Here is a 16,132-nt window from a genome sequence, read left to right as displayed (position 1 = left end):
TTATCACCGGAGAGGAGCTTAAGATGACAAAAATTACCCCGAGTTTGTGGTTCGATGGTAACGCGGAAGAGGCTGCGGAGTTCTATGTCAGCCTGTTTCCCAATAGCCGGATTGACAAGAAAGTCGGTTCAGCGAGTGATAACCCGTCGACCAAAAAAGGCGAGATACTGGTTGTCGAGTTCGTGCTGGATGGACAGAAATTTATCGGTATCAATGGCGGCCCGGCATTCAAGTTCACCGAAGCAATTTCGTTCTCGATTGATTGTGCCGATCAGGCAGAGGTTGATCGCTATTGGGACGCCCTGACGGCAAATGGCGGCGCGCCAAGCCAGTGCGGCTGGTGCAAAGACCGTTTCGGACTCTCCTGGCAGGTGGTTCCCAAGCGATTGTCGCAACTTCTGGCAAGCCAAGACCGCGCGGCGGCCGAACGCGCCATGCAAGCAATGCTCAAGATGACCAAGATTGAGGTTGCCGCGCTTGAGGCCGCGGTCGCAGGCTGACGATCTGCTGTATTTCGGAACAATAGATACACAAGCGGTAGCTAAACTTGCTGATAAACCCAAGGAAAGGACAGTGACATGACCACAAAAGCATCACCCTTTGTCTGGTACGACGTCATGACGACCGATGTGGCGGCGGCCGAGCGATTTTACTCAGCGGTTATCGGATGGACCGCTGCCGATTCAGGCATGGCGGACACAAAATATTCAATATTGCGAGATGGCGACACGATGGTTGGCGGTATTATGCCGATCCCCGACGAGATCGCGCGTCATGGGGTGCCTCCTGCATGGATGGGGTATGTCGGTGTGGCCGATGTTGACGCCAAGGCGGCGGAAGTGGTCGAGGCGGGCGGCAAGGTTCATCGGCCACCTACCGATATTCCTGGCGTCGGTCGGTTCGCGGTGATAGCCGATCCACACGGGGCTGGCCTTATCATTTTCAAGCCCAGTACAAACGACAACGCCGATCCTGTTCCGTTGATGGCGCCCAAGCATATCGGGTGGCACGAACTGCACGCCGGGGACCGCGAGGAAGCCTTTGCGTTTTATGAAAAACTGTTTGGCTGGACCAAGGTTGAGGCCAACGACATGGGCGGCTTCATTTACCAGACATTTGCCACCGGCGGTAAAGACGCGGTTGGGGGTGTCATGACCAAGATGGACAGTACGCCATACCCGAGCTGGGTCTATTATATTTCTGTCGCCGATTTTGACGCTGCGGTCGCGCGGGTCAAAGACCATGGCGGGGCCGTATTGATGGAGCCGATGCAAGTACCGGGTGGTGCCTGGATTGCGCCGGCCCAAGATCCGCAGGGCGCACATTTTTCGCTGATTGGCATGCGGGACGCGGCCAAATAGCTGTGGTTGATCATCCCGCTCACCGCGGGGTGATCCACTCACTTAGTGCAGAATTGGTTTCGAGGGGTTGGTCCAGTGTTGGCAAATGGCCAGCGTTGCTGATCTTGACCAAACTGGCGTTGGTCATCAGGCCATGCAGGTCTTCATGCATTTCCGGCGGGCACACGCGGTCGTACTCGCCGCATAAAATGAGTGTGGGCACTTTGGATTGGCCAAGCGTTTGGGACTGATCGGCACGGCCACGAACGGCAAGTGACTGGCGCACAAATACCGCAGGTCCCAGGCTCAGCGCCATGTCCAGCACCAAACTGGTCAGACGCGGCTCTGACTTGCCTGGAACGGTGAAATAGGACGGCGCCACCTGCTCGGCAATCATTTGTTCCAGCTCGCCGCTCTGTGCTCGTGCCATTTCGCCAGTGCGTCGTGCGGCGCGTTCCGGCAGTTCGGCGCGATAGTTGCAGTCAAGCAGGGCGAGGCGCTCCACGCGGTTGGGCGCCTGTCGCAGTACTTCCATTGCAACAATGGCGCCCATTGAAAGTCCGGCAAGGGCGAATGGTCCCGATCCACTTTGCTCCAGCACCGATCGTGCCAGCGCTTCTATGGAATCGGCGCCGGAAATATCGGCGACGATAATGTCCAAACTGTCTGCGAACGCTGCAATCTGTGGGGTGAACAGGCGATGGTCGCACATCATGCCGGGGACAAGGACAAGTTTCATTGGGGCGTTCCAAATGGCGATGCATTTTCAATCATGCTGCAGTCCATCCGCCATCGACGCGCAGGGCGCTGCCGGTAACCATGGCCGACAGGTCGGACGCCAGAAACAGTACTGCACCCATAATATCTTCAGTCTCGCCAATACGCCCCAGCGGGATATTGGCCTCGACCCATCGCCGCTTTTCCGCGTCGTCCAGGGTTTGTGCCGCCAGCGGGGTGCGCACAAAGGTGGGACAAATCGTATTGACCCGGATTCCCCTGGTAGCCCATTCGACTGCCATTGCCTTGGTGAAGCCTTCCATGGCGTGCTTGGAGGCACAATAAACCGCACGTTCGATACCTCCGACATGCCCCATTTGGCTGGACATATTGATGATCGAGCCGCGCTTGCCAGCGTTGATCAGCCCGGCTGCGACTGCGCGGCACAAGAAATATGCGCCGCGCAGATTGATGCTCATCACCGCGTCGAAATCTGCCGGCGTTGTCGTAAGGGCTGGGCCGTGGCGGGCCGAACCGGCACTGTTGACCAACACGTCAAACGGTCCCTCGGTCGCCACGGCGCGTTCTGTGGCTTCGACGTCGGCAATATCGAGCTGGAGGGGGGCTGCATCAAAACCTCTGCTGCGTATTGCATCGACGGCGTCTCCCAGTTCCGGGGGGCGGCGGGCGCATATCGTGACATGCGCACCGGCCTCAGCCAACGCCATGGCGCAACCGAGACCAATGCCCGACGACCCGCCCGCAACCAACGCTCGGCGGCCATCAAGACGGGCGGACGGTGTGCTGGGCAATTCATGCTGCATTGGGGCACCCATCCATTATTTTATCTACCGCGTTCATTCAGCCGGCTGACCATAGCCGATATTACGACCGCCATAGCGGCGCACCCGGACATTGGCCTGTTCGGCGTGCCCAACAAAGCCCTCGAGCAGGCTGAGCCGCGAACAGTAGGCGCCGATTTCCGCCGCCGCCGCATCGGTTGTGATCTTTTGGTAGCTGTGGGTTTTGAGGAATTTTCCGACCCAAAGACCGCCGGTGTAGCGACCAGCCATTTTGGTAGGCAGTGTGTGGTTGGTGCCGATTACCTTGTCGCCGTTTGCCACATTGGTGCGCGGACCGAGGAATAGAGCGCCATAGCTGTGCATGTTGGCCAGGTACCAATCGTCGCGATCCGTCATGATCTGGACGTGCTCGGATGCAAGGTCGTTGGCGACCTTGAGCATTTCCTCATGAGTGTCGCAAAGAATGACCTCGCCATAATCACGCCAGCTGGCGCTGGCGGTCTCAGCAGTCGGCAGGATTTTCAAGAGTTCATCGATGCCTGCCATTGTTGCCTCAGCCAAGGCGCGCGATGTCGTGACCAGAACGGCGGGCGAATTATAGCCATGTTCGGCCTGGCCGATCAGATCCGTGGCACATAATTCTGCGTCAACAGTATCGTCGGCGACCAGCATGGTTTCGGTGGGTCCGGCCAGCAGATCAATGCCAACCCGACCAAACAGTTGCCGTTTGGCTTCGGCAACGAAGGCATTGCCGGGGCCGACGATCATATGCACCGGATCAATAGTCTGGGTTCCAATCGCCATGGCGCCGACCGCCTGAATGCCGCCCAGCACATATATTTCGTGGGCGCCGCCCAAATGCATGGCCGCGATGACGGCGGGATTGCGTTGCCCCTTGAACGGCGGTGTGGCGGCCATAATGCGGGGCACACCAGCGACCGAGGCTGTGACAACCGACATATGGGCAGAGGCGACCATGGGAAATTTGCCCCCCGGCACATAGCAACCAACCGATTGCACCGGAATGTTGCGGTGACCGAGGATAACGCCGGGGCGAGTTTCCACTTCGATATCGTGCATGGAATCGCGCTGGGCCTGCGCAAAACCGCGTACCTGCTCCTGGGCGAATTTGATGTCATCCAGATCGCGCTTGGCTACCTTGGCCAACAAGGCCTCGATTTCCTGTTCGCTGAGGCGAAAGGACGCCGGGGTGTAGTTATCGAATTTGGCGCTGAGTTCGCGTACTGCGTCGTCTCCGCGTGCTGTGACGTCAGCCAGCGTCGCTTCAACGCTGAGCCGTACTTTGGCGTCATCGTCGCTGCGCTGAGTTTCGGGCTTTCCGCGCTTCAAATACTGAATGCTCATGTGATCTCACTGGTTGCTGCCAACGTGGGGCGTGGCGGTGTCAAATTTTGTTCAAACGGATTGGTCGGCGGCGCTAGTAGCCGCTGCCGCCCTTGGTGTTGCCCGCGTCTGCCGCAGGATTGGCGCGCGCGCCAGCAACCGCGTTGCGTCCGGCCTGGGTCAACATACCGGCGTCGTTGCCGGGAACGACAAAACCAAACCCTTGGGCAATCCGTTTTGCGGCTGCTGCCGGCGAGGAGCAGAATATGCCAGCTACTTTTGCCTGGTTTTGTGCGGCTTCCAAAATTTTGGCTATTGCCGCCACCACTTCGGGGTCTGTCGGCTCAGCCATCGGCGCTTTGCCGAGCGCCAGCGAGAGGTCATTTGGACCGATAAACAGGCCATCAAGCCCATCGACCGCCGCGATCGCGTCTACATTATCCAGCCCTTCGCGCGTTTCGATCATGCCGATGGTCAAGATTTCGTCGTTGGCGTGTTTGGCATAGTCGGCACCGCCATAGAGCAGGCCGCGCGCCGGGCCAAAGGAACGATTGCCATGTGGCGGGTAGCGGCAGGCTGACACAAAGGTTTGTGCGTCCTCAACGTTTGAGATCATCGGACAAATTACGCCATAGGCTCCGGCATCCAAAAGCTTCATCATTGCCGCTGGTTCGCTGTTGCCGACCCGGACGATGGGTATTGCATCGGTTGCCGAAATGGCTTGAAGCATGGGCACAGCGTGATCAAAGCCGATCATGCCATGTTGCAGGTCGACGTTGACGCAATCAAATCCCTGTCGGGCCAATATTTCGGCGGAATAGCCCGAAGGGATCGAGAGCCAGGCAGAAACAATCGGTTGATTGTCCCGAATGCGTTGTTTCAAAGTATTGGGACGCATCAGCGGGCCCTCCTGTTGGTCAGTGGTCGAGAGAATGCCGGGCACGTTGGCGCGACTAATATATTGTAATTGGGGTTGTCAGTCCGGTATTCTGGCACTGCTCTAGGGGTGCTTCGCCCAAACCGAACGCACGCGCCGATCCGAGCCGTCATTGGAGTGCCGAGTTGACCAGCGCGATTACCAGAATTGTCACGACCCTGTACGAGGATATCGTCCTCGGCATTTTTCCGGCCGGCAACAAATTGGCCGAAGAGCGCCTGGCAGAGCGGTTCAGCGTCAAGCGGCATACGATCCGCGAGGCGTTTCTGCATCTCGAAGAACTGGGATTTATTGACCGTGTGCCCAATCGTGGCGTGCTGGTGCGTGAAATGACACCGACCGAGGTGCGCGAAATCTACGATGTGCGCGCGGTGCTCGAAAGTCATGCGGCGTCGGTGACCAAGTTGCCGGTAGACCCCGACATTACTGACAGAATGGCGGCGATTCAGGAACGGCATTCCAAAGCGATCGAAGATGGGGATTACCGAGCCGTCCTGCATCTGAATACGGAGTTTCATCGCACCCAGTTTTCGGCCTGCGCCAACACAACGCTTGTGGCCGCCATTGAGGACTTTGCCATTCGCGTGCACGCGATTACGGCGATGAAATATGGTGATCGCAGCGTCATGGAGCGGGTCACGGAACATCATTGGGAAATCATAGAGGCCATGAAGGGCACGGATAATGCCAAACTGATCGATACGGTCCTCCGGCATTTTGATCTCCGTCGTGTTGAAGAATATGGCCAGCGTTACCGGATGAAATATGGCAATGCCGAACCCGCTGTTTCACAGCCGCGTCGCTTGCGGGTGGTTGTGTAGCCAAGGTCGCGTACGTCCTTGGCCGGGTCGAACGGTCAAGCCGGGAGACGTTCGACCAATCCGGCCCATTCGTCAGGCGTGTAGGCGCGTGTCATCTGCGCTGTCACATTGCCCGACTTATTCAATGCCATGACAAAAGCGGTAACCGACTCTTCGTCCGGCGCCTCGACTTTCATGACGAAATCGAAAAGGTTGTTGCAGTAGAAAAACTCGATGATGCGAACATCGAACGATGCTGCAAAGGTCACAACACCCTTGGCACGACCGGGAGCTTCCTTGACGGTCATCATGGCTTCGCGCGTGACTTTTTCGGTAATAAAATAGAGTTTCATTCAAGTTTCCTTACTTGTGGATTTGAGGATGGTGGCGCCAATCCGGATCAGATTGGGCAATGCAATAGCGCTGATCAGCAGGAGGCCCAGATATATATTCATGACGATGCCGGGCACGTTGACCAGCGACAGGCCAAAGGTCAAAAGCCCAATCAGGAATACCGAGAGGGTGACGCCCAGAATTGAACCGGTGCCGCCAGCGATGCCAACCCCGCCCAGCACGACCATGGTGATGACCTGCAGTTCCCAGCCTGTAGCGATGTTGAGGCGCACGCTGCCCAGTCGGCTGGTCAATAGTACAGCGGCCAGACCGGCCATCAGACCGGTTAGAGCAAACAATCCAACGCGATAGCGGGTTACGGCCACACCGGAATAGAGTGCGGCTTCGGGGTTACTGCCAATGGCGAAGATGCGTCGACCGATAATGCTGGCATGGAGCAGGACGGCAAAACCGATGGTCGCTACCAGATAGATGACAAATTCAACCGGCACAACATCCCAGAGATAACCCCGTCCGAGGAAGGCGAAGTCGGCGGGAAAATTGGTGTAGGCGCCATCACCGACGATGGCCACGGCGATACCGCGATAAAGTGACAATGTGCCGATGGTGACCACGATCGAATGCACACGCAACACGCTGACGATGGCGCCGTTGAGCAATCCTGCGGCCAGGCCCGTTGCGAGCCCCACGGCCACCAGGCCGGGTGCGCCGAGGCCCGCGTCGGCGGCAATGCCCATCATCACTGCGGCCAGCGCCGCGATCGAGGCGACTGACACGTCGATTTCGCGAGAGATAATCAGCAGCGCCATTGGCAGGGCGATGAGCGCTTTCTCCGAAAAGGCTCAACGTGCTGTCGATGAGATTATAATAGTCCAGAAAATAGGGTGAGAGCCATGAATTGAGAACTACCACGCCTCCCAACAATACGACCAATGCGGCTTCCCAACTGGTAGCGGCGCTTTTGAGACGATCCCGAATTGACGTCATGTGGCGCTCCCGTGGCTGTGACTATCCTGGCTGGCGCTAGCGTCGTCGCGGCGCAGAATTTGCCGTCCCGGCTTGCGTTCAGTCCATGCATTGGCGGCGACCGCGATCAGGATAACCGCACCCAAAATGGCAGTTTGCGCAAAGGGGCTGATCCGAAGGAACGGCAGGGCTGTGTCGATGATGGTGATAAAGCCCGCGCCAAGCACGGCGCCGATCACCGTGCCGCGCCCGCCCGCTATGCTGACGCCACCGATGACGCAGGCAGCGATAATGGCAAATTCGCGCCCCTCAGCCGCTTGGGTGTATGCGATTGCAAACCGGGCAGTCCAGAGGTAGCCGACCAGACCGGCCGCGGCGCCAGAAAGAACATAGACCAGAAATTCGGTGCGCTCGATGGAAATGCCCGCATAGCGCGCGGCAGACGGGTTGCCCCCGACCGCCAGAATATTGCGGCCAGTTCGCATGGCGGCCATCAGGTACCAAAACAGGGCTATCACCACCAAGGTGATCCAGAATACCAGGGGCAGGCCGAGGAATTGAAGCGAGGCGATCGATTTGAAATTGTCCGATAGGCTCGTTGGACGACACCCATGCGCCACCGCTTAGCAAATAGACGAAGCCTCGATAGATGGTCATCGTCCCCAGTGTCATGATGATCGGGGGCAGTTTCATCAGCGAGATCAGACCGCCATTGATAGCGCCCATGACAGCGCCGATGCCGATCGAGGCAACAAGAAAAACCACCGCCGGTACGCCGGGATATTGCTGGGAAATCAGCGCCAGCAACATGCCGGCAAATGCTAGCGTCGAGGCTTGTGAAAGGTCAATGCCGCGTGAGATCAGCACGGGCAACTGACCCAGAACCAGAATGGTCAGGAAGCCAAAGTTGTAGACCAAATTGTCGAAGTTCTTGAATGCAAGATATTCGGGCGCCCGCAGTGCGATGCCGATCAGCATCAGGCAAATCGTTATGAACAGGACGCCCTCGCGGGGTAAACTGCGGCGACGCGGTCTGGCGGCCGGGGCGGATGTGTTGACGGTCATTGTCTCGGTCATCGAGCAGCCTGCTTCACATTATCGCTGCCTGGCAAAACGCCAGCGGCCTTGGCCATAACCAGTTCTGGTGAAAAATCGGCACGTTCCAGCACCGCATCAATTCGCCCCTGACGCATGACCACCATGCGGTCGGCCAGTGCCAGAACCTCCTCGAGCTCGGACGAAACGAGAATGACTGAAAGGCCCTGTTGCACAAGTTTGCCGATATGGCGATGCACGGCAGCCTTGGTGCCAACATCAATGCCCTTGGTGGGTTCATCCAGAATGATGATCGAAGGGTTGGTAGCCAACCATTTGCCGAGCACCACTTTTTGTTGATTGCCACCGGAAAGTTCTGCCACAGGTTGGCTCCAGCTGGAGGCCTTGATTTCCATGTCCTGACCATAGCGGTCGACCAGTTCCTGCTCGCGCCCCGGCATGAGGAATCCCCAACGGGCCAATCGATTGATTATTGGCAGTGAAATGTTGTCGCGAATGGAGAAGGCCGTCAGCGCACCGTGGCGTTGGCGATCTTCAGGCACATAGGCGATACCCGCAGCCATGGCATCGTTCGGTCGGCGAATGTCTTGCTCCACCCCGCCAACGCTTAATGTGCCAGAGTGATCCTTCAGTCCGAAAATTGCTTCCATGACCTCGGTGCGTCCCGAGCCGACCAGCCCGTAGAACCCAAGTATTTCTCGTTCTCGTAGTTGGAAGCCGATGTTGGCAAATTCGGTGGGATGGCTGAAATTTTGTACCTCCAACACCGGGGCACCGACCTTAACTGCCGCCTTGGGATATATTTCTGTGAGCGAACGTCCCACCATTTGGGAAATCAGATGTTCCTGACCGATGTCAGCCAGTTCACCTTCATCGACTGTTTCGCCATCGCGAAGAACGACATAATCATCGCAGATCCGATATATTTCATCGAATTTGTGAGAGATGAAAATGATGGCCTTGCCCTGATCACGCAGCTGCTCGACAATGCCGTAAAGGTGACGAATTTCAGATTGCGACAGGGCGGACGTGGGCTCGTCAAAGATGATCAGCTTTGCATCTGTCGACAAGGCGCGCGCCAGCGACACCTGATGGCGCTCGGCAACGCTCAAATTGCGCATCAACATATTGGGGTCGAGGTTGACTCCGATGTCTGCCAGCAGTTGGCGGGAGCGCTGACGCATCGTGCGCCAGTCGATTCCGGCCACGCCCCGTTCGGGTTGAGCACCAACGAAAATGTTTTCGGCCACACTGAGATCGTCGAACAGCGACGGCTCCTGCTGGATGGCCGAGATACCAATAGAGGCCGCCTGTTGAGGGCCCGAGAATTGATGTTGCTCACCGTCAAAAATGATCTCGCCAGCATCGGGCGCAAAATTGCCGGTCAATATTTTGACCAGCGTGGATTTGCCAGCACCATTTTCGCCAATTACGGCGAGAACTCGTCCTGCCTGAGCCTGCAACGAAACGCTTTTCAGTGCGTGTACGCCGGCAAACCGCTTGGCCAGATTTGATATCGTGAGCAGTGGTGCCATGACACTATCGCCTTTGTTAACGCCAAGTTGCGGATCGCGACGCGATGCACCAGTCCCTGCTGATACCTGTTGGAGTGGATCAGCGGGACATGGCCCCGCTGGTCAGTTACTATTTCTGGAGTGACGCAATAAGGTCGGCGGCCTCTTGGACATTGGTTTTGTCGTAGACAAACAATTCGCCCATGACGGCGGTGCTATTGTCGCCGACGGTCAAATCGCCCATCCGACCGGCATGAATGACATCGCCGGTGGCACCGGTTACCTCACCATCAACGACAGCTTTTGCCGCGTAGACGGTGGTATAGCCGACGTCGACCATGTTCCAGATGGCAAAGGCGGGAACGGCGCCCGATTTGACATAGCCCACCATTTCGTTGGCAAAGCCAAGGCCGGTTACATAGACTTTGCCGATCAAATTCTGATCCGTCACCATTTGAGCAGCGGCGGCCAGACCTACGGAGCCTGTAGCAAACGATTACCTTTAGGTCAGGGTATTTGTTCACGAGAGCCAGCGCCTCATTGTAGGCTTTGTCAGACCGTTCGTCGCCATAGGCCACTTCAACGACATTGAGGCCCTTGAAGGCATCGTCTTCCTTGGTCAGACGGATCATTTCATTGACCCAATCATTCTGCGTGGTCGAGTTGGCGGGTCCTGATACAATGCCGACCTCGCCGGTGCCACCGGTCAGATCCAGCGCAATTTTGGCGGGTCCGAGCGCAATCAAGGCATTGGTTGAGGAGGCGATGGAAAGCGTGCGGGCGTTGGGATCGGTATCCTGGTCAAAGGTCACAACCTTGACCCCGCGCCGGGCGGCCTGCTGTAGCGATGGCGTCAGCGCCGTAGCGTCATTGGCGGACAGGATCAACGCATCGACGCGCTGGGCGACGAGCGAATTGATCAAGGCGATCTGACCCTCGGCGGTATTTTCCGTTGGGCCGGTGAAGATAAGGCTCGACACCTTCCTCGTCGGCGGCTTCCTGGGCTCCAACATGGGCCAACTCAAATGCGGTGTTGCCCAAGACGCGCACCAGCATGGCGTAACGTGGCTTGTCCTGGGCCCATGACGGCAGGATGCCGCTGGCAACCATTGCCGTGCCGGCAAGTCCGGCCACTGCGATACGGCCAAGGCCGCGACGTGTGATTTTTGTATTCATTCAATCCTCCTCAGATTGAGACGCTGGCCAGATTTCGGGCGAACAAACGTCATCTCCAAATGAACTATTGCAATTGTCAGCAAAATTGTCAACACTTGGAAAGTCGACATAATCGATGCCTGTGCAAACACTGAATGCCGGGCGATAGGGCAGGGAGAAATGACATGACCATTGCGGTTCGTCGGGTAGTAACGGCGACAAACTCGGCCGGAAAATCCTGTTTTATGCTGGATGGACCTGCGGGCGCTGTTCTTGACCAGCCCGGGCGCGGACTGGTGTTTCATGAGCCTTTGGGAAACCACTGGTCCATTGGCCCAACTTGGCGGCACCGAGGATGCCGGTGCAGGCCCAGTTAAACACCATCCCCCGGTTGGTGGTTCGCGCTTCAGAATTGTGGAGTTCATGCCTGATCAGGTTCAGCGTCCGGATCTATCTGCTGCCGACTTTGAGATCATTCAGGCGACCCAACATGTCATCGAGGATGCCGCCGACCCCGGCATGCACCGCAATGACACCGTCGATTACAACATCATCCTGTCAGGCGAAATTCACGCCGTGCTCGAAACAGGCGCCGTGCTGCTCAAAGCAGGCGATGTGCTGATTCAGCGCGGCACTACCCATACCTGGCACAACCGCAGCGACAAGCCCTGTGTATTTGCCTCCATCATGGTGAGCGCCGAGCCGCTACCAGCACCCAACAAAGGTTAGCCCTATGTCAAACGACATCACTGTCGCCGCGAGCGACCTCCAACTGTTTCTCTATCAGATGTTTGCAGGTCTGGGCATGACCACCGCCAATGCGCAACTGTGCAGCCAAAGTATGGTGACAACCAATTTGTGGGGTATAGATTCCCACGGTCTGCTGCGCATGCCCATCTATGCCAAACGCCTGATGGGGCATGTGATCAAGGCCAATCCCGAGGTCAGCACTATCGCGGCGCGTGGCGGCTTTGAAGTTATGGATGGCAATGAGGGCATGGGGTTTCTGGTCGGTCATGCGGCCATGGAGCGTGCCATTGCCCTGGCCAAGGAATATGGCATCGGCGCCGTCAGCGTGACCAATTCCAACCATTTTGGCGCCGCCGCACTTTATGCCCGTCAGGCCACTGACCAGGGCATGCTGGCGCTATCTATGACCAATGTAACCCCGAATCTGGTCGTGCCGGGTGGGTCAAAACCGATAACAGGCAATAACCCTATTGCTTTTGGCGCGCCGACGCGACTCGGATTTCCGTTTCTGCTGGATATTTCAATGTCCTCGGTAGCAGGGGGCAAGCTGCTTCTCGCCGAGGAAAAAGGCGAAAAAATACCGATGACATGGGCGACGGATCGATCCGGCAAACCGACCGACGATCCACGCATCGGCTTTGAAGGCTTCTTGCTGCCGTTGGGTGGGCACAAGGGTTTTGGCCTGTCACTTATGGTCGATATCCTGTGTGGCGTCATCAGCGGTGGCGCATTCCAGTTCGATATCAAGAGCATGTATGGGGCGCCGGACAAAACCAGCGACACTGGCCATATGGTGATCGCGATCGATCCAACGGTGTTGATGGGAGCATCCGAGTTTTTGGATCGGATGGACAGCTTTTATCAGACCGTGAAAAATTCGCCGATGTGGGATGACCGTCAACGCATGTACATTCCCGGGGAGATCGAGCACCAAACGATGGCGAGGCGGCAGGAAGAGGGCCTCCCTATGCCACGCTCGCTGGTTGATGAACTTGTTGGCATCGCCAGAACGATTGAGGGCGAGGCCATGCAAGCCTCAATTGACCAATTCATGGCCACCACGTCCTAGAAACGGCAGGACGATTGCCCTGATTGTTACGACACTGGCGAACGCGGTTTGAACGCCGCGTTTGGCGGCCACGTGCGTGAAAAGATTGGTGGGCCCACCAGGACTCGAACCTGGAACCAGACCGTTATGAGCGGTCGGCTCTAACCATTGAGCCTATGGGCCCTCGCGGGTTCAATAGCAGGCGGGGCAGGCAAGTCAAATAGGTTGGGCGTGATTTTTGTTGGTGGGCGACGATACGGGGCTAATGTTGCAAGACGACAAGGCCGGCAGCGGTGGCCATCATGGCGCCGGCGGTCTTGTTGAGCCGACCGAGCGCCTTGGCGCTGCGGAAGAAGTCGCGGGCAACCGAGGCGAGCAACGCATAGCCGCAGCCGATGGCGAGCAGCACGATGATAACGATGGCGGTCAGTTCGGCAAAGGCCAACGGGTTCATCTGATCAAGCGGGATCACCGTGGGCAGGATCGCAAGATAGAAAACGATGGTTTTCGGATTTCCCAGGGTGAGCGAAAACCCGGCTAGAAATGTTTTCGTGGCGCTTTCCTGCTTGGGACGCATTTGTTCGGTGCCTGGACGGGCGGTCCAGAACCGATAGGCAACATAAAGCAAGTAGGCGGCGCCGGCCCAACGGACAATAATGAAGATCGGGCCGAAATAGGTGGCAATGGCAGCCAGCCCGAAAACCGCAAAGACGAAGTAGAGCAGATCACCGGCCAAAATGCCGAGGACCATGGGAAATGCTCCTTTGAAACCACCGCCCAAGGCGCGCGCCACGACGGCGGCGACGCCCGGGCCGGGAACAAGAACGGCTATCGCATAGGCGAGAGTGAAAGCCAGCAGCGTGAACAGGGACATGTCGTCGATCCGGGATGAAAGTGCGCCACCCTATGCCGCCGCAAATGCGGCGACAAGATGGGTTTTAGAACTCAGGGCAGGCGGGCCAGACGCTCTGTCAGCAGCGAAAAATAGCCATCTGCATCGCCGTGCCGCAAATAGGTGGCGTTTCTTGGGCGGTCAGTAACGTGCCAATAGTCGACAACCGTCATGCCGACCGTCAGTTCGCTGGCCGTTTCGATAGTGACATTGCACTTGCGACCCTCGAATAATTCTGGCCGCAGCAGATAGGCAATAACCGTGGGATCGTGCAGGGGCGCACCGGCCCAGCCATATTTCTTGAGATCGAAAGTTTCGGAAAAACTCAGCATGGCGTGGACGGCGGCGCCGGTCTTGTTGCCGATCTGCTTGATGGCATCCAGACGCGGCGGCGTCGCCTGCATGCCGTGCGACACATCAAGGGGTTGAATGGTGATCGGGGCGCCGCAGCGCATGACGACATCGGCCGCCTCGGGATCGACATAGATGTTGAACTCGGCAGCAGGCGTGATGTTGCCGGCCTCGAAATAGCCGCCGCCCATCAGGACGATTTCGGCAATCCGTTCGGCGATTGCGGGTTGCTTGATCAGTGCCATGGCGATGTTGGTGAGCGGGCCAAGGGCGCACAAGGTTACGGTTTTGGCTGGCTCGTTCATCAGTGTTTCTATGATGTAATCGACGCCGTGCGTGGGTTGGATGGCAATTTCTGGATCGGGAAGGTCTGGTCCGTCCAGCCCGGTTTGCCCGTGCACATGTTCGGCGGTGACCAAGGGGCGACGCAACGGACGTTGGCAACCAGCGTAAACCGGAATGTCGCTTCGACCTGATAATTCAACGACTTTCAGCGCATTTTTGACATTCTGAGTCAGGCCGACATTGCCGGCAACGGCGACGATGCCCACGACATCCAACTCTTGGGGCGATGCGAGCGCCAAAAGAATGGCCACGGCATCGTCCTGCCCCGGATCGGTGTCGATGATAATTTTCTTCATGATTTGAACTCTCTGGCTACACGGCAGCAATCTATCGTGATGTGTGACTGGGGTCGACGCCCAACTTGGCGCTTATCCAAGGGAACATATGGCCTCACGCTTCGTTAGCGTGGGTGGAGAAACCAAAAATGATCAAGCCAACGCGATTGCCTCGTGCCTTGCCCGATTCTCAAGGCGTGACGGATAGTCAGTTCGAGCGCATATTGGGTAATGCGGCCAAAGTCGCAATTGTGTTGATCGGGCTAGTCGTGCTGCTGACCGCACTGAAACTGGGACAGGTTATTCTGGCCCCGGTTAGCTTGGCCGTGCTTGTCGGCCTGATGTTCGGGCCCGTGGCGGACCGCGTGGAGGGGATGGGCGTGCCGCCTGCATTGTCTGCGGCGGCGGTGGTCTTGATGCTGATCTTCATCCTGCTGGCCGGGGTTGCGCTGTTTGCGGTGCCGCTATCGGACTGGGTGGACCGTGCACCATTGATCTGGGAAAAATTGCGGAACGAGGTGGCAAACTGGCAGGAGCCACTCCAGACCGTGGCGGCATTCCAGGAGCAGCTGTCAGGTATTGTGCGCGGCTCTAATTCCATGGCGGTTACCGTCGAGGACGGTGGACCGGTGACCAGTATCGCATTTCTGGCCCCGGCGGTTGGGGCGCAGATCCTGGTGTTTCTGGCGAGCTTTTATTTCTTCGTAGCGACGCGGGACCATATTCGAATTTCGGTGCTTTCGCTGTGTGTAAGCCGGCGGATGCGCTGGCGGACGGCGCACATTTTTCAGGATGTCGAACACAAGGTTTCACGTTTTCTGCTGTCAATCACGTTTATCAATTTTTGCGTGGCGGTGGCGGTGTCATTGGCGATGTGGGCGATCGGCATGCCGTCGCCGATCCTTTGGGGCGCCATGGCCGGGGTCCTGAATTATATTCCCTATGTCGGGCAGGGAATCATGGTGATCGTGTTGCTCGCGGTCGGCCTTGGGACCCAGACCGGGTTGGGACCGATCCTGCTGCCGACGGCGTGCTATATCGGTATCAATTTTGTCGAAGGGCAAATTGTGACCCCGCATTTCATCGGGCGGACGATGACGCTCAACCCGTTCATGATCTTTTTGTCCATCAGCTTCTGGCTCTGGACATGGGGCCCGGTTGGAGGCTTGATCGCGGTGCCGAGTCTGCTGATCGTTACCTCGATATTGGATCATGCCATACCGCGTAAACCGGTTATGCCAAAGCGCCCGGTGCGACGAACCCGGAATATGTCGGATCGAGACGAGTTGCTGGCCAATGCCGCCGAGGTCATTCGCGAAACTAGTGACGCAGAGGCCAAGGCCAAGGCAAAGGCCGAGGCGGACAAGGCAAAGGGCAAGAACGCCGAGGCGGTTGCTGAAACCGAACCCGAAAAACATTTGCCGCCCGAGGGCACCGCACCATCGGGCGTGCAGGCGTCGTCCTGAGCCTTCCGCAAAAGTTGAG

At 57.5% G+C, this 16,132-nt stretch carries 16 protein-coding genes, 1 tRNA gene and 4 pseudogenes; 6 read left to right on the top strand and 15 right to left on the bottom strand.

Annotated features, from left to right (window positions below; genetic code table 11):
- The first annotated feature begins 23 nt into the window (after positions 1-23).
- Together PSQ19_RS07635 and PSQ19_RS07630 are read left to right on the top strand one after the other, a co-directional pair.
- Positions 24-500, top strand: coding sequence for a VOC family protein (locus tag PSQ19_RS07635; protein WP_282220280.1), 477 nt, complete (start codon positions 24-26; stop codon positions 498-500).
- 78 nt (positions 501-578) lie between these two features.
- Positions 579-1,361: a VOC family protein gene (locus PSQ19_RS07630; protein ID WP_282220279.1), complete on the top strand. Its 783-nt coding sequence runs from the start codon at positions 579-581 to the stop codon at positions 1,359-1,361.
- Between the two features lie 19 nt (positions 1,362-1,380).
- Here PSQ19_RS07630 and PSQ19_RS07625 read toward each other — a convergent pair whose 3' ends face one another.
- The 4 genes from PSQ19_RS07625 to PSQ19_RS07610 form a co-directional block, all read right to left on the bottom strand.
- Positions 1,381-2,079 (bottom strand): alpha/beta fold hydrolase, encoded by a 699-nt coding sequence (locus PSQ19_RS07625; RefSeq protein ID WP_282220278.1) that lies wholly within the window; start codon positions 2,077-2,079, stop codon positions 1,381-1,383.
- Positions 2,080-2,110: 31 nt separating this feature from the next.
- A complete protein-coding gene (locus tag PSQ19_RS07620) occupies positions 2,111-2,881 on the bottom strand; it encodes an SDR family NAD(P)-dependent oxidoreductase (protein WP_282220277.1) in 771 nt (256 codons plus the stop codon).
- Between the two features lie 33 nt (positions 2,882-2,914).
- Positions 2,915-4,225, bottom strand: coding sequence for a histidinol dehydrogenase (hisD, locus tag PSQ19_RS07615; RefSeq protein WP_282220276.1), 1,311 nt, complete (start codon positions 4,223-4,225; stop codon positions 2,915-2,917).
- Between the two features lie 73 nt (positions 4,226-4,298).
- The gene (locus PSQ19_RS07610; protein WP_282220275.1) at positions 4,299-5,102 is read right to left on the bottom strand and encodes an HpcH/HpaI aldolase family protein; all 804 of its coding nucleotides are present in this window, start codon (positions 5,100-5,102) and stop codon (positions 4,299-4,301) included.
- 164 nt (positions 5,103-5,266) lie between these two features.
- Between PSQ19_RS07610 and PSQ19_RS07605 the strand changes: the two genes are divergently transcribed.
- Positions 5,267-5,962: a GntR family transcriptional regulator gene (locus tag PSQ19_RS07605; protein ID WP_282220274.1), complete on the top strand. Its 696-nt coding sequence runs from the start codon at positions 5,267-5,269 to the stop codon at positions 5,960-5,962.
- A gap of 35 nt (positions 5,963-5,997) precedes the next feature.
- On the opposite strand, the gene PSQ19_RS07600 is transcribed toward PSQ19_RS07605, so the two are convergent.
- From PSQ19_RS07600 to PSQ19_RS07575, 8 genes and pseudogenes are all read right to left on the bottom strand, one after another.
- The gene (locus PSQ19_RS07600; RefSeq protein ID WP_282220273.1) at positions 5,998-6,294 is read right to left on the bottom strand and encodes a GYD domain-containing protein; all 297 of its coding nucleotides are present in this window, start codon (positions 6,292-6,294) and stop codon (positions 5,998-6,000) included.
- A pseudogene (locus PSQ19_RS07595) lies at positions 6,295-7,282 on the bottom strand (ABC transporter permease).
- Positions 7,279-7,779 (bottom strand): ABC transporter permease, encoded by a 501-nt coding sequence (locus PSQ19_RS07590; protein WP_282220272.1) that lies wholly within the window; start codon positions 7,777-7,779, stop codon positions 7,279-7,281. The pseudogene PSQ19_RS07595 and the gene PSQ19_RS07590 overlap by 4 nt, the downstream one beginning before the upstream one ends.
- 157 nt (positions 7,780-7,936) lie before the next feature.
- Positions 7,937-8,239 (bottom strand): annotated as a pseudogene (locus PSQ19_RS19775) (ABC transporter permease); the annotation flags it as partial.
- A 95-nt stretch (positions 8,240-8,334) separates the two neighbouring features.
- On the bottom strand, positions 8,335-9,852 hold the full coding sequence (locus PSQ19_RS07585) for a sugar ABC transporter ATP-binding protein (RefSeq protein WP_282220271.1): 1,518 nt from the start codon (positions 9,850-9,852) through the stop codon (positions 8,335-8,337).
- A 109-nt stretch (positions 9,853-9,961) separates the two neighbouring features.
- A pseudogene (locus PSQ19_RS07580) lies at positions 9,962-10,312 on the bottom strand (substrate-binding domain-containing protein); the annotation flags it as partial.
- A 73-nt stretch (positions 10,313-10,385) separates the two neighbouring features.
- Positions 10,386-10,811, bottom strand: a pseudogene (locus tag PSQ19_RS19770) (substrate-binding domain-containing protein); the annotation flags it as partial.
- On the bottom strand, positions 10,699-11,007 hold the full coding sequence (locus PSQ19_RS07575) for a hypothetical protein (protein ID WP_282220269.1): 309 nt from the start codon (positions 11,005-11,007) through the stop codon (positions 10,699-10,701). The gene PSQ19_RS07575 and the pseudogene PSQ19_RS19770, both read right to left, overlap by 113 nt.
- 252 nt (positions 11,008-11,259) lie before the next feature.
- Here PSQ19_RS07575 and PSQ19_RS07570 point away from each other — a divergent pair, with 252 nt between their 5' ends.
- A complete protein-coding gene (locus PSQ19_RS07570; protein ID WP_282220268.1) occupies positions 11,260-11,715 on the top strand; it encodes a cupin domain-containing protein in 456 nt (151 codons plus the stop codon).
- Positions 11,716-11,719: 4 nt separating this feature from the next.
- A complete protein-coding gene (locus PSQ19_RS07565) occupies positions 11,720-12,805 on the top strand; it encodes an Ldh family oxidoreductase (RefSeq protein ID WP_282220267.1) in 1,086 nt (361 codons plus the stop codon).
- Positions 12,806-12,891: 86 nt separating this feature from the next.
- On the opposite strand, the gene PSQ19_RS07560 is transcribed toward PSQ19_RS07565, so the two are convergent.
- The 3 genes from PSQ19_RS07560 to PSQ19_RS07550 form a co-directional block, all read right to left on the bottom strand.
- Positions 12,892-12,968 (bottom strand) — tRNA-Ile (locus PSQ19_RS07560).
- A gap of 78 nt (positions 12,969-13,046) precedes the next feature.
- Positions 13,047-13,658 carry a LysE family translocator gene (locus tag PSQ19_RS07555; protein WP_282220266.1) on the bottom strand — a complete coding sequence of 204 codons (612 nt, stop codon included), beginning with the start codon at positions 13,656-13,658 and terminating at the stop codon, positions 13,047-13,049.
- A 71-nt stretch (positions 13,659-13,729) separates the two neighbouring features.
- Positions 13,730-14,668: a nucleoside hydrolase gene (locus tag PSQ19_RS07550; protein WP_282220265.1), complete on the bottom strand. Its 939-nt coding sequence runs from the start codon at positions 14,666-14,668 to the stop codon at positions 13,730-13,732.
- 128 nt (positions 14,669-14,796) lie between these two features.
- On the opposite strand from PSQ19_RS07550, the gene PSQ19_RS07545 reads away from it, so the two are divergent.
- Positions 14,797-16,113 carry an AI-2E family transporter gene (locus tag PSQ19_RS07545; RefSeq protein ID WP_282220264.1) on the top strand — a complete coding sequence of 439 codons (1,317 nt, stop codon included), beginning with the start codon at positions 14,797-14,799 and terminating at the stop codon, positions 16,111-16,113.
- Positions 16,114-16,132 lie beyond the last annotated feature (19 nt).

This window comes from Devosia algicola (assembly GCF_028816455.1).
In the GTDB taxonomy this organism is placed as follows: Bacteria; Pseudomonadota; Alphaproteobacteria; order Rhizobiales; family Devosiaceae; genus Devosia; species Devosia algicola.
The sequence above is the reverse complement of the archived record's forward strand: the minus strand, read 5'-3'. Positions and strand labels throughout refer to the sequence as shown.